Origin of the sequence: Vibrio sp. vnigr-6D03, from assembly GCF_002835515.1 — a bacterium.
Lineage (GTDB): Bacteria > Pseudomonadota > Gammaproteobacteria > Enterobacterales > Vibrionaceae > Vibrio > Vibrio penaeicida.
Genome location: NZ_PIZL01000012.1, coordinates 347988 through 361766, shown reverse-complemented (window position 1 = coordinate 361766; position 13779 = coordinate 347988). Strand labels below are relative to the sequence as shown.

The following is a 13779-nucleotide window of genomic DNA, read 5'->3' as shown; positions in this document are numbered from 1 at the left end:
TTACAGTTCGATTAAAAATACAAACGACAGACAGCTTTTGTAGGCAAACGGTTATTAACTACCTGGTTATATTCGATTAATTTTTTAGGTTACATGCATTGGAGAGAGTATAGGGTTATTGAAATGACTCAATGGGAATGATCCCATTAATTGATCTTCTTTCAATTTATAAAATACTATTTTCTATTTCCGCTTTTATCTTTCTATTGTGATTTTGTTTCCATACTCAAGTCTAATTGTAATGATTCCCATCAATAGAGTTCGAGTTGATATTTACGCTAAAAATGTCAATTTTATTATTAAGTTACTGATATATGGAGTAAGTAATATTAATATTAAACACTCTTCATCACAGAGATAAGTAATTTGAGTTCTGGATAAGAATGTAAAGTAAAGAAGGGAACGCATTACGCGTTCTAAGATCAGGTCATTCGACCAAGAGTGAATTTAACTGTCTTTCATACTGCGTTACCGATTCTTGATTTAGAATGACTAGATCTTCATATTGGTGCCTTGTCTGAAAACCAGTTAACTCTTGCTGAACCAAGCATTTTGAGGTTACTTGGTATATTAGTGAGATAAATAGACTGACCAGAAAGCCAGAATTTAGTGAAGCAAGGAGAATTATAATGAAAGTGAGTTTTATCGGATTAGGTGTGATGGGCTTTCCCATGGCTGGGCACCTAGTGAATGCAGGTTTTGAAGTTACCGTATTCAACCGAACGTTTGCTAAAGCGCAGGCATGGCAGGAAAAGTACAAAGGCAACATTGCAGAAACCGTTGCCGAGTGCGTGAAAGAAGCCGACGTTGTCTTAACTTGTGTGGGTAATGATGACGATGTTCGTAGTATGACGACCAGCGAATCTGGCGCACTAGTGAACATGAAGCAAGGCGCGATTTTAGTCGACCACACCACCACGTCTGCTCAATTGGCTGAAGAACTGGAAACGGCTTCGAAGAACGCAGGTATTCAATTTATGGACGCTCCGGTATCGGGCGGGCAGGCAGGGGCTGAAAATGGCGTTCTGACCATCATGTGTGGCGGCGACCAAGCTTTGTTTGATGCGTTACAGCCAATATTTAATGCCTATGGCAAGTCCTCCGTTTTGATGGGCAGAGTAGGGCAAGGGCAACGCGCAAAAATGGTTAACCAAATCTGTATTGCTGGCGTGCTTAATGGTCTTTCCGAAGGGTTACTTCTGGCTGAAAAGTCGGGTTTAGATATCCCGACTTTGGTGAATTGCTTGAAGAATGGCGCAGCGGGATCTTGGCAAATGGAGAACCGCGCCGAAACCATGTCGCAAGACAAATTTGATTTTGGTTTCGCCATTGATTGGATGATCAAAGACTTAGGTTTCTGTCTAGATGAAGCCAATAAGCAAGGGCTTCAACTGCCATTGACCGAGAAAACCAATAACGCTTATAGGGCTTTGTCTGAATCCGGTGAAGGTAGAATGGACACATCGGTATTGCTAAAAGCGGTGCGTCGTGAAGCCGAGAAAGGCTAAGTTTTACAAATTCGAATACCTTGGTTCAGGCTCTACAGTCGCTGACGGTAGACGCCCTTTACGTGGCACGATGTCCGTGCCACAAGTCAGCTTCTTGAAGTTGATTTTCATGGTGACACTCCTCCCAACGTTTCACTTATGCGAGCTTCCTCCATTTCTTTTGAAATTCCCCTGCTTTATTTCAACATTTCCTACATTTGTCATTTAACAATATCTTGTTTTATTTAGTATTTATCCACTCTGACATGCTCAGATGCGCTTAGTCGTGTTTTGAGCAAAGTAAGAGTGAATATCGAATAAAAAAGTAAAGGACGTTGTTTTGAAACTTAAAGAGCAGTTGGATAATAAAGAGCTAAAAAGCTCAGGCTTTTGGCTCAATCAAATGTTTATGATTGTGTCGACCATAGTCGGTGTTTACCTCGCGGCCCAGAGTGGTTTGCAGCAGGCGCTCACTTTTGATACCTACAGTAAAATGGAAGATAACTACTATCTTCGCATGTCACTGCATGATGAGCTTACGGACAACACCAACGATTTGCAGGCTTATATCAATGATTACCTTTCTCGAAATCCGCCAGCACAAGAAATGAAAGACAATCGCCCAGATATGAGTAAATACATTTGGGAAACGATGAAATACAACCCCACCACATTGGAAACCCCAAATGAAGTGCTAACGGCTGCCCGTCGTTTTTATGCCAAATCGGAAGATATTTTAGATAGGGCAATGGCGCGCAGGTTAGGAGCAAAATACGCAGGCGATCAACTGCAAGTACTGGTTGACGATATGAAAAACGAAACCTTGCCGTACATTGCAAAAAGTGCCAATCAGCTGAAAACCGAGTTGGCTAAAAATGGTGTCGTGATAGGCTCAATCAAAGGAGGTCAATAGCCATGACTAAGCAGTGCCCAAAATGTGATAACTCCCAATTGAAAGCCACGCAATACGAAAGTGAAGAAATTGATATTTGCTTAGAATGTGGTGGGCTTTGGTTTGAAAAAAATGAAGTGAATCGACTGATCGATGAAGTCAATGACGGCCCTATAGGTGAATGCTATAGCGAGCATTTTGGTGAAGAATTGGGTGAGTCAGAATACCAATGCCCAGATTGCGCCAAACCAATGGAACGACATCATTTATTGCAAAGCTATCAACATGAAATCGACATTTGTCGTTCTTGCGATGGCAGTTGGATTGATAAAGATGAATTAGAGGCGGTAGAGCGCAGCCCTGAACTCCGCAAAGTCTTGGGAGAATTGAATCAAAAAATCAGCTGGAAAACGTATCTCTTTCAATTCTTGACTCAGATGCCTGTCGAATACAATTTGAAACCCAAGACATTACCTTGGTGTAACTGGATCATCATCGCCCTTAACTGCATCATTTTTTCTCTGTATGCATTCAGTTACGAAACTACCGATTGGGTTATCGAACACCTTGCTATGACGCCAGCGGACATCTTGGCGGGAAGAGAATTATGGACACTCGTAACGGCCACGTTCTTGCATGGCGACCTTATGCACTTAGCCGGAAACATGTACTTTTTGTATGTGGTTGGAGACAACATAGAAGACGCCGTAGGGCATAAGAAGTACCTTGCTCTCTACTTCTTCTGTGGGATTGCTGCCTCATTGGTGAGTTTTGCATCCAATATGGATGGCTTAATCCCATCGGTAGGCGCGAGCGGTGCTATAGCGGGCTTCTTTGGTATTTACTTGTTGTGGTTCCGCCACGCAAGCTTGACGTTTATGATTGTTGTTTTCCAAAAGAAAATCTCGCCGATTCTTTTCTTTATCATATGGTTAGGGTTTAACCTCTTTGGAATGATCATGGCGAACCAAGGTGTGGATTATGCTGCGCACTTGGGAGGCTTCTTCGCTGGTTTGCTGGTGGCTTACTGGATGAAAGAGCGAGTATTGGCGGACAACCCAATGATCAACTTGCTCAGCCACGATGCGGTCAAGATTCAGCGATAACGGTTGATAGCATACAAGCAAAAAGGCTGCGTTCTTACGCAGCCTTTGTGTTGATATTCTTCTTAGTTTTTTCGTTTTTATCTCTTAACTTCTAACTTCTAACTTCTAACTTCTAACTTCTAACTTCTAACTTCTAACTTCTAATTTGGGCCATTGTTTAAGCCAGTTTTTGTTTGCGATGCGTTGTTCAAATATGGCAAAAGAGCGCTTCGTGTTATGGGTGATTTTCAAATCAAACAGTGAGTCGAAGCCAAACGCCGAGACAACTTCATACTGCCCTTCATCGATAATTCTTGCCCCTACTGCGGTTTCTCTCTCGGGCCAGTAGCTCATTGCATCCACCGAACTTTTGTATGGTAAATCGCCATTACGAGAGTACATTGTGACTTGATTTCGCACTTGCCAATTGAGTTGAGGCATACGGGTTCTGAGCACATTTTCGTACTCCAAATACTGTTGGGAATCGTATTCTCTCGCATCAAAGTAAATCACATCCACGTCATTGAGTGGCGTGGGCTCCGACTTTTGATGCAGATGATCCCATACTAAGTTCCGAACAAATCCGGCGGCCAAATAGCCTTGAGGAAGCTCAAGTTCAGCAACCGTCTCCAACGCTTTTTGCCGTAAAGGATCGCGTTTAAGAAGTTCAATAATGGCGTTCATGTATGTTATCACCCGCATGTTGAGGTTATTTACGTAACGTTCAGACGCTCCGATTTATCACTATCGAGAATGGAGCGTTTGCGTTACGTTATGCCTTGAATAGCGGTAATGATAATGTGATCATCGATTGAACATCAATGAGTTTGAGTTACTGATATGTGCACGAATTTATCGGTAGTTAAAGCCGCTCTTTGTGGCTGTAACCGCTGCCCACCCTGCTCCTGAAATGAGAGAGATTCCCTTATCTCTTGTACATCTTACGTGATGAGTGCGTCACGTTTTTATATAGGAAATACAAACATGTATTTTCGAAACAGGAGCAAACAATGACTATTGATACTCTAATTGCTTTCGCCGGTATTACCTTTTTGCTGGCTATCGTACCCGGCCCGAATGCGTTACTGATTCTGCATACCTCTATCACGGCTGGAAAGCGCTGTGCATTGGCCAATATTTTTGGTTTTGCAGTGGGCTTTTTCATTCACGCTTTTATCTCTGCAAAGGGGTTGAGCCTTTTAATGTCTCAGTCTGCTACAGCGTTTACCCTATTTAAATGGGTGGGCGTCATTTACCTACTTTGGTTGGGCTTCTCGAACATTCGCAGTGGGCTACGAATGACTAAAATCGAGCTTGATACCCAGAAAGTGCCTAAAGCCGAAACCCTTTCCAGCGGCTTTATTAAAGGGCTACTAACAAACCTTCTCAACCCTAAAATTGTGCTTTTTTATCTGTCGATATTTCCACAATTTGTCGAGCCAGAGTTCATTCTTGAACAGAGCATGCTACTTGGTGGGGTTCAATCTCTTGTTGTGGGAAGTTGGTTTGTTGTGGTGATCTTTTTTGCCACCAAATTGAAAGCTTGGTTATCGGCACCTAAAACGTCTCGCTGGCTCAACTATGTGAGTGGCACATTGTTTATCGGGTTTGGTGCAACGTTAACCAATACACGAATCTAGCTGACCAGATTTACACTGTAAAAATCGCCCCAGTTCTATGCCTTATAGTGCTGGGGCGTTAAGTGATGAGAGAGTAACCTTCGCCTTGAACATTCAAAAAAGCCAACCGGGGAGCGGTTGGCAAGCGACCTTACAGGTCAAGGGAAGGAAAATTGTTCACTTTTCATAGACGGAAGTATCCAGTCCTTTCTCACTTCGGCTAATTAAAACTGAAATCATAAGGTCGCCGCACACATTCACGCTGGTTCTTGCCATGTCTAGGATTCGGTCGATGCCAGCGACAATCGCAAGCCCTTCCAGCGGTAACCCTACCGTGGATAAAACCAAAGACAGCATGATCAAACCAGCCCCAGGAACGCCAGCCGTACCTATCGATGCTAACGTAGAGGTCATAATGATCATGAGGTAATCTTGCACGTCCAAAGAAACACCAAAGACTTGCGCAATGAATATGGCCGCCACACCTTGATAAATAGCTGTACCATCCATGTTAATCGTTGCACCAAGGGGCAATACAAAACTTGATATTTCGCGGGACACGCCCAACTCTTCATGGGCTGTGCGGATGGTTACGGGTAATGTTCCCGAGCTGCTGGTTGTAGTGAAAGCGACAGCGGCAGGGTTAGCTAAAGCTCGTAAATAGTGAATAGGGCTGAGGTTTGCTAGGACCTTTAAAATACCCGAATACACCACTAACACTTGTATGATGCAGCATAAGTACACCAGAAAAATCACTTTGATAAGCGGCAGTAAAATATCCAATCCATATTGCCCAGCCACCACGGCGATAAGCGCAAAAATACCGTAGGGCGCAAACTTCATAACCAGTGAGGTGAGTTTGTACATGGCTTCAGCCAAGCTTTCAAAGACTCTAACCGCGGGCTTGGCTTTTTCACCACTTAACGACAGCGCTATCCCAAGGCCAATAGCGAAAACAATGGTTTGCAAAACGTTACCAGAGGCCAGAGCGCTAATGGGGTTTTTGGGTACCAGATTTATCAAGGTGTCCAAAAACGAAGGCTCAGATTTGGAGGCGACTTGCGTGGCGGAAAGGCTCATTTCTAACCCTACCCCTGGCGAAATCAGTGAAGAAGCAATCAGACCAAGGCTAATGGCAAGAGCCGTAGTTACAAGATATATACCGATTGATTTTGCTGCAATTCTCCCCATTTTCTGAGTGTCACTTATCGCGGTAACACCCACAACGAGAGAGCAAAATACAAGAGGGATAATGAGCATTTTTATCGCATTAAGAAAAATGTCGCCAATGGGTTTTAGCAGAACTGCATCCTGCCCAGCAACAATGCCAACGACGATGCCGCTAAGCATACCAATAAAGATTTTTTTCCAGAGTGCGATCCCTTTTTCGGGGGATGAAACGTCCATTTTGTTTGACCTATCCATAGTAATTCCAATTTAGTTTATGCCGATGACTTAGCCCAAAGTACGCACTTTTGAGCCAAAATTTCTAAAGAGTCCAAGCATTTCTCAGGCACTTCTTGTTCGATTTTTTCTAGAGCAATAGGGATCTCAGTACACCCTAAGATCACTGCGTCAGCACCGCGCTTCACCAATTCGTCAAAAATGGGCTCAATAATATTGGTGGCCACGTTCAAATGCCCAGATTTCACCGCTTTAATCCCCTCCATGACGGCCGTTTGCTGCCAGTGGTTAGGGATTAGTGCTTCAATGCCATGCTGCCCTAATGAAGATTGGTATAAGTTGGTTTGAATAGTGGCATCGGTGGCCAGTATGCCAACACGCTGAAAACCACGGGAGATTGCCTGTTCAACGACACTTTCGATAATGCTGATGGTGTGAACGTGCTTGTCATAAATAAGGCGCTCGTACCAGTGGTGAGCCGTATTGCAGGGGATAACAATGCACGTCGCTCCAGCTTTGAGCAGCTCTCCAAAACCGTGTTCAAGCGCGGCAAAAGGATCGGTCCCAAAACCCATCAAGAAATTTGTACGATCTGGGACTTGTGGAATATTCCGAATAAGCATAGGAATGTGTTCCTGATCGACACTGGCGGGTGTGTGTAATATGACCTTCTTCATAAACTCGGCAGTAGCAAGCGGTCCCATACCACCAAGAACACCAATAACTCTGTCCATTCTGATATTATTCATATTAGTAAGCATGGAACTAATCTACGCCACGAAAGATCGTTTGATAAATGCCGAGTTTCTTTGCTTCATGCAAGATATGCATAATGTAAGTGCGAGTCGAGATAACGTAGGGAAGCGTATGAATATAGAAAGTAAATGGTTAGAAGATTTTGAAGCGCTAGCCGAATACCGAAGCTTTTCCAAAGCGGCGCAACTCAGAAACATGACGCAGCCGGCATTCAGTCGGAGGATTCAATCGCTTGAAGAGGCATTGGGCTCACAGTTGATCGATAGAAGCAAAGTCCCCATTGAGTTGACCCCAAGTGGGCGAGTATTCCGAACGTCAGCCCGAAATCTGTTGATTCAAATTACCGATTCTGTCGATCAACTACTGGGAATATCTCGGCTTGATGGCAACGTAGTCAAAATAGCGGCGGCGCATTCTCTGGCAAGCAGTTTGGTGCCTAAACTTCACGCAATGAGAAACAGCGAAAGCATCAAGCCGATTTTGAGCGTAGAAGCGATCGATGTGGATCGAGCAATTGAAGCGCTGCAACAAGGGGAGTGCGACATTTTGCTCGCATTCGATGATGAAAGGTTAAGGCTACCGCCTTATATGTCTTTGAAGGTGGGCGATGCCAAGCTGTTGCCTGTGTGTGCTTGCGATGAAAATGGGCAAGCGATTTACCAGTTAGAAAGCCAAGAAACGATCCCTTGTTTGGCATACAGCCTAAATTCGTACATGGGCAGGCAGGTTGAAAAAGTTCGCCCTCATTCTAATTTAGACGTGGTATTTACGTCGTCCATGACGGATTTGCTAAAAACTCAAGTGCTAAACGGGGCGGGTGTTGCGTGGCTGCCAGACTACGCCATTCAAAAGGAACTGAGAAACAACGAGCTTACCGTAGTAGGGGCAGACGATCTGATTTGCCCGATCTCTTTCTACGCTTACCGCTATCAAGCGAGGTTGCACATAGCCGGAGAGCATATCTGGCATGGGTTAAGAGAACTTGCAGCAGTGGTATAAACCATTGGCATAGATTCATGTGACCCGCGTATTTTACGTATTCGCTTTGGGCGTTTCGGTTAAATCATCAGTGATCGCCCTCACTTTTTCCCATCTTCATTTCCTTATTTGGAAGATCAAAATCACACATTAATTGCCGCTGTGATGCAAAAAAAAATTTTAGCGATACAGTCATCGAAACGTTTCGATGAGCTTTCTAACAATAAAGAAAGCCAACATAGATAGCCTGTAGCTATAAAAATGCAGATGACGATATTTATCAGAATTTTAGAGCTGTTTGCATGTTTTTTATGACTTTTAGCTACGAATTAAGGCAATTCGCCTAACCATTAAAGGTATGAAAATGAAGAAAAGTACCCTCATCAACTCGGAATTGTCGTATCTGGTTGCCACTTTAGGTCATACCGATGAAATCACGATTTGTGATGCAGGCTTACCGATTCCAGAAGCGGTTCAGCGAATTGATTTAGCACTGACGCACGGCGTACCCCAGTTTTTGGAAACGGTTAAAGCGATGTTGTCTGAGTGCCAAATAGAGGGCGTTGTTATCGCCGATGAATTTGCGGAAATTAGCCCAGAACATCACAACATGTTGGTGGCGGAATTGAAGAAAGAAGAACAGCACTCCGGCAAAAGTATCGCTATTCATTATGTTTCCCATGAAGCATTTAAATCGCGTACGCATCAAAGCCGAGCCGTTATTCGTACTGGCGAATGCACGCCTTACGCAAATGTAATTTTTCAGGCTGGTGTGGTTTTTTAGCCTCTCCAATGTTTTGAACCTCTCAATGTTGAGGACAAATTATGACTCAAGCCATTTTACAACTCAGCGATATCGAAAAAGCGTTTCCGGGCGTTAAAGCATTGGATAAAGCGAGCTTAAAAGTTTATCCGGGGCGCGTTATGGCGCTTTTGGGAGAAAACGGTGCTGGTAAATCAACTCTGATGAAAGTTTTAACAGGCATTTACTCCAAAGATTCAGGTGTCATTCGCTATCAGGATAAGCCCGCAGCTTTTAAAGGGCCACGAGACTCACAGCAAGCGGGTATCAGCATCATTCACCAAGAGCTGAACCTCATTCCTGAACTGACCATTGCAGAGAACATCTTTCTGGGGCGCGAGCAGACCAATAAATTTGGGCGTATTCAATGGCGAAAAATGTATGAGGCGGCTGACGCTTTATTGGCTCGCTTAAATGTGAAGCACAGCTCGAAAACCTTATTGGGCGATTTAAGTCTTGGCGAGCAACAGATGGTTGAAATCGCCAAGGCGCTGTCGTTTGAATCCAAAGTCATCATCATGGATGAACCGACCGATGCGCTCACCGACACGGAAACGGAGTCTTTGTTTAGCGTTATCAATGAACTGCGAGATCAAGGCTGCGGCATTGTTTACATCTCGCATCGATTGAAAGAGATCTTTGAAATCTGCGACGACATTACCGTTTTACGTGATGGCAAATTCATCGGTGAGTGTGCAGTCAACGAGACCAATGAGGACGGGCTTATCGAGATGATGGTCGGCCGTAAATTGGAAGAACAATACCCGCGTGTTGACGTTAACCACGGAGACGTATGCTTAGAGGTTCGCGGCTTAACGGGATCGGGTGTACACGACATCAATTTTGCGCTTAATCGCGGTGAAATTCTCGGTGTCTCTGGGCTAATGGGCGCCGGGCGCACGGAATTAATGAAAGTGATTTACGGTGCGTTGCCCAGTGAGCACGGCGTTATCAATTTGAATGGGAAAACCATCAACCCAGTGTCCCCACAAGACGGTTTAGCAAACGGCATTGCGTACATTTCCGAAGATAGAAAGGGCGACGGTTTAGTGCTTGGGTTGTCGGTAAAAGAAAACATGTCTCTTTGCGCGTTGGACCAACTGACAAAAGGCGTTCAGATCCAACATGGTGACGAAGCGATAGCGGTGGAAGATTTCATTCAGCTGTTCAACATTAAAACCCCAACACGCGACCAAATTATCGGGAATTTATCGGGCGGTAACCAGCAAAAAGTCGCTATTGCCAAGGGGCTAATGACCAAACCCAAGATATTGATTCTCGACGAACCCACCCGTGGTGTCGATGTGGGCGCCAAGAAAGAGATCTACCAACTTATCAATAAATTCAAAAGCGAAGGCATGAGCATCATTTTGGTTTCTTCAGAAATGCCAGAAGTTCTGGGCATGAGTGATCGCATTTTAGTTATGCATGAAGGGCGCATCAGTGGAGAGTTTGATGCAAAAGACGCCGACCAAGAAAAGCTGCTTGCGTGTGCAGTAGGCAAGAAAATCAATGAGGAAGCAGCATGAGTACCAAAACCTTAGATAAATCCGCACCGGACAGTGGCAAGAAACTGTTTAGTAAAGAATGGCTAATCGACCAAAAGTCGCTGATTGCGTTGCTGCTTTTGATTGTTGTGGTGTCGTTTTTAAATCCGAATTTTTTCACCGTAGACAACATTCTTAACATCCTTCGTCAAACATCGGTTAACGCCATTATCGCTGTGGGAATGACACTGGTTATTTTAACGGCGGGCATCGACCTAAGTGTCGGCTCCGTGCTGGCGTTGTGTGGCGCATTTGCAGCCAGCCTAATTGCGATTGAAGTTCCCGTACTTATTGCAGTACCCACCGCTTTGTTTGCTGGTGCTGCACTGGGAGCCATTAGCGGCATCATTATCGCTAAAGGGAAAGTTCAAGCCTTTATCGCGACGCTGGTAACAATGACATTACTGCGCGGCGTGACCATGGTTTACACCGATGGTCGCCCAATTTCTGCAGGGTTTACCGACACAGCAGATGCCTTTGCTTGGTTTGGTACGGGGTACGCGTTAGGTATACCTGTTCCCGTTTGGTTGATGGTTGGGGTGTTTGCTGCGGTTTGGTATTTGCTCAATCACACGCGTTTTGGCCGCTACGTTTACGCTTTGGGCGGCAATGAATCCGCGACTCGTCTTTCTGGCATCAATGTGGATCGCGTAAAAATCGGCGTGTATGCGATTTGTGGTCTGTTGGCGGCGTTGGCCGGCATCATTGTGACATCACGTTTATCTTCTGCTCAGCCTACCGCTGGAATGGGATACGAGCTCGATGCGATTGCCGCTGTTGTGCTAGGCGGTACAAGCCTAATGGGCGGTAAGGGTCGCATCATGGGGACGTTAATTGGTGCACTGATTATCGGCTTCTTAAACAACGCTCTGAATCTATTAGATGTGTCTTCTTACTACCAAATGATCGCAAAAGCTGTGGTGATTCTTCTGGCAGTACTGGTAGACAACAAAAACAAGTAATTCTTCTCAACACAGATCGTGACTGGGGAGAACTTACAGCCCCCGTACCGACTTGGAGAAGACGATGAAAAAGAAAACGATAAAAATTTTGCTCACTCTTTTATCAACGACAAGCATTTCTTTTGCTGTGGTAGAGACTGCCAACATTGAAGTGAATATTGGTTTAACCAGCGAAGCTTCAAAGCAGTGTGAATACGAGCGTGACGCAGAACCTCTGCACCAAGCCATCGGGTAAATGCAAATTCCCTAAGGTCTTGGTGACAACCCTACAAAAAGGACGATAACAATGAAAAAACTTGCAACCCTTATTTCTGCTGCTGTGCTTTCTTCAACTGTGTCGGTATCGGCACAGGCACAAGATACCTTGGCGATTGTATTGTCAACGCTGAACAACCCGTTCTTCGTGACGATGAAAGATGGCGCGGAAGCCAAAGCGGAAGAGCTTGGTTACAAACTGATCGTATTGGACTCTCAAAACGATCCAAGTAAAGAGCTTTCGAACGTAGAAGACTTAACCATTCGCGGAGTGAAAGCCATCCTCATTAATCCAACGGATTCGGATGCCGTATCCAACGCCATTCGCATTGCTAACCGTTCGAAAATTCCAGTTTTAACCCTCGACCGAGGCGCAAGCCGTGGTGAAGTCGTCAGCCATATCGCTTCGGATAATGTGGCAGGCGGTGAAATGGCTGGTCGCTACATCGTTGAAAAAGTGGGCGAGAAAGCGAAAGTCATTCAACTTGAAGGCATTGCAGGTACGTCGGCTGCGCGTGAGCGTGGTGAAGGCTTCAAGAAAGCGGTAGAGGGCAGCCAGATGGAACTGCTTGCCAGTCAGCCTGCGGATTTTGACCGTACTAAAGGGTTGAATGTTATGGAGAACCTTCTTGCTGCGAACCCGAACGTACAAGCGGTATTCGCACAAAATGATGAAATGGCTCTAGGCGCGCTACGTGCTGTGCAGGCATCAGGTAAAGATGTGATGATCGTCGGTTTCGACGGCACAGATGATGGTATCGCGGCGGTTAACCGTGGCAAGCTTGCGGCAACCATCGCCCAACAACCCGATATGATTGGCGCACTCGGTGTAGAAAATGCCGTTAAAGTGTTAAACGGTGGGAAAGTGAAAGCGTACATTCCTGTGCCACTAAAAGTAGTGACGAAGTAACCGTAAATAGATTCAAATAGAAAACATGTTGCCCTCTTCTTCTTAAATCTCCTGTCGTTGGAGGAGGGGGCACTTTCTACTATAGACCCTAAGGTCTTTCCATTTTTATATCATAGTGACATTCAAAGCGTTCCAATTGACCCAAGGACAACCGTATGAATAAGTTAGTGGTTTTAGGTAGTGTTAATGCAGACCACGTTCTTCAAGTCCCTTCTTTTCCGAGACCCGGAGAAACACTGCACGGGGAGAATTATCAGGTTATTCCCGGTGGCAAAGGTGCCAATCAAGCGGTTGCAGCAGCGCGTTTGAAAGCCGACGTCGGTTTTATTGCGTGTGTGGGTGATGATGCGTTTGGCATCAATATACGTGAAAGCTTCCAATCGGATGGCATCAACATTTCTGGTGTTCAAGTACAGCCCAACTGCCCTACGGGTATCGCCATGATTCAAGTCTCAGATAGTGGTGAAAACACCATTTGTCTGTCTGCCGAGGCGAACGCAAAATTAACCGCACAAGCATTGGAGCCGAATCTAGCGCAGATTCGCAGTGCGAACTTCTTATTAATGCAGCTAGAAACGCCATTAGATGGCGTTGAAAAAGCGGCTCAAATCGCGAAGAAAAGCCGCACCAACGTTATCTTAAACCCCGCCCCCGCCCGTGAATTACCAGACAGTTTGCTTGAATGTGTCGACGTAATAACCCCAAATGAAACCGAAGCAGAAGTGCTAACGGGAGTTACGGTTACCGACGATGAATCTGCGCAGCGAGCGGCGGATGTCTTGCACCAAAAAGGCATCGAAATCGTTATGATTACACTGGGAGCGAAAGGCGTATGGCTGAGCCAGAATGGGCGAGGTGAATCGGTACCCGGATTCCGCGTGTACGCTGTGGATACAACGGCTGCAGGAGATACGTTTAATGGGGCATTGGTCACTGGTTTATTAGAAGATATGCCTTTAGAATCAGCTATCCACTTTGCGCATGCTGCGGCAGCCATTTCCGTTACTCGTTTCGGAGCGCAAACATCTATTCCGACTCGTGAAGAAGTCGAGGCATTTATTGCTGATCATTAAACGGAGAAC

At 45.2% G+C, this 13779-nt stretch carries 14 protein-coding genes; 11 read left to right on the top strand and 3 right to left on the bottom strand.

The features are described from left to right. The first annotated feature begins 629 nt into the window (after nucleotides 1-629). From CW749_RS09590 to CW749_RS09580, 3 genes are all read left to right on the top strand, one after another. Entirely contained in the window at nucleotides 630-1508 is an 879-nt protein-coding gene (locus CW749_RS09590) for an NAD(P)-dependent oxidoreductase (protein ID WP_101111802.1), read from the top strand. 319 nt (nucleotides 1509-1827) lie between these two features. Next, the gene (locus CW749_RS09585) at nucleotides 1828-2400 is read left to right on the top strand and encodes a hypothetical protein (RefSeq protein ID WP_101111801.1); all 573 of its coding nucleotides are present in this window, start codon (nucleotides 1828-1830) and stop codon (nucleotides 2398-2400) included. A 2-nt stretch (nucleotides 2401-2402) separates the two neighbouring features. Continuing rightward, the gene (locus CW749_RS09580) at nucleotides 2403-3485 is read left to right on the top strand and encodes a rhomboid family intramembrane serine protease (protein WP_101111800.1); all 1083 of its coding nucleotides are present in this window, start codon (nucleotides 2403-2405) and stop codon (nucleotides 3483-3485) included. Between the two features lie 126 nt (nucleotides 3486-3611). Here the strand turns inward: CW749_RS09580 and CW749_RS09575 are convergent, their stop codons facing one another. After that, complete coding sequence (locus CW749_RS09575) at nucleotides 3612-4148, bottom strand: nucleotidyltransferase family protein (RefSeq protein WP_101111799.1); 537 nt, start codon at nucleotides 4146-4148, stop codon at nucleotides 3612-3614. 326 nt (nucleotides 4149-4474) lie between these two features. Between CW749_RS09575 and CW749_RS09570 the strand changes: the two genes are divergently transcribed. Beyond that, a complete protein-coding gene (locus CW749_RS09570; protein ID WP_101111798.1) occupies nucleotides 4475-5104 on the top strand; it encodes a LysE family translocator in 630 nt (209 codons plus the stop codon). A gap of 156 nt (nucleotides 5105-5260) precedes the next feature. On the opposite strand, the gene CW749_RS09565 is transcribed toward CW749_RS09570, so the two are convergent. Beyond that, nucleotides 5261-6508 (bottom strand): dicarboxylate/amino acid:cation symporter, encoded by a 1248-nt coding sequence (locus CW749_RS09565; RefSeq protein ID WP_101111797.1) that lies wholly within the window; start codon nucleotides 6506-6508, stop codon nucleotides 5261-5263. A gap of 17 nt (nucleotides 6509-6525) precedes the next feature. Continuing rightward, a complete protein-coding gene (locus tag CW749_RS09560; RefSeq protein ID WP_343232581.1) occupies nucleotides 6526-7236 on the bottom strand; it encodes an amino acid racemase in 711 nt (236 codons plus the stop codon). A 118-nt stretch (nucleotides 7237-7354) separates the two neighbouring features. On the opposite strand from CW749_RS09560, the gene CW749_RS09555 reads away from it, so the two are divergent. From CW749_RS09555 to rbsK, 7 genes are all read left to right on the top strand, one after another. After that, nucleotides 7355-8242, top strand: a complete 888-nt coding sequence (locus CW749_RS09555) for a LysR family transcriptional regulator (protein WP_101111998.1) — start codon at nucleotides 7355-7357, stop codon at nucleotides 8240-8242. A gap of 343 nt (nucleotides 8243-8585) precedes the next feature. Beyond that, on the top strand, nucleotides 8586-9005 hold the full coding sequence (rbsD, locus tag CW749_RS09550) for a D-ribose pyranase (protein WP_101111795.1): 420 nt from the start codon (nucleotides 8586-8588) through the stop codon (nucleotides 9003-9005). A gap of 41 nt (nucleotides 9006-9046) precedes the next feature. Then, nucleotides 9047-10552 carry a ribose ABC transporter ATP-binding protein RbsA gene (gene rbsA, locus CW749_RS09545; protein WP_101111794.1) on the top strand — a complete coding sequence of 502 codons (1506 nt, stop codon included), beginning with the start codon at nucleotides 9047-9049 and terminating at the stop codon, nucleotides 10550-10552. Next, a complete protein-coding gene (gene rbsC, locus CW749_RS09540) occupies nucleotides 10549-11532 on the top strand; it encodes a ribose ABC transporter permease (protein ID WP_101111793.1) in 984 nt (327 codons plus the stop codon). Before rbsA ends, rbsC begins: the two co-directional genes overlap by 4 nt. A 64-nt stretch (nucleotides 11533-11596) precedes the next feature. Then, a complete protein-coding gene (locus CW749_RS28180; protein WP_180958369.1) occupies nucleotides 11597-11767 on the top strand; it encodes a hypothetical protein in 171 nt (56 codons plus the stop codon). Nucleotides 11768-11818: 51 nt separating this feature from the next. Continuing rightward, nucleotides 11819-12697, top strand: a complete 879-nt coding sequence (gene rbsB, locus CW749_RS09535) for a ribose ABC transporter substrate-binding protein RbsB (RefSeq protein ID WP_101111792.1) — start codon at nucleotides 11819-11821, stop codon at nucleotides 12695-12697. 155 nt (nucleotides 12698-12852) lie between these two features. Beyond that, nucleotides 12853-13770: a ribokinase gene (gene rbsK / locus CW749_RS09530; protein ID WP_101111791.1), complete on the top strand. Its 918-nt coding sequence runs from the start codon at nucleotides 12853-12855 to the stop codon at nucleotides 13768-13770. Nucleotides 13771-13779 lie beyond the last annotated feature (9 nt).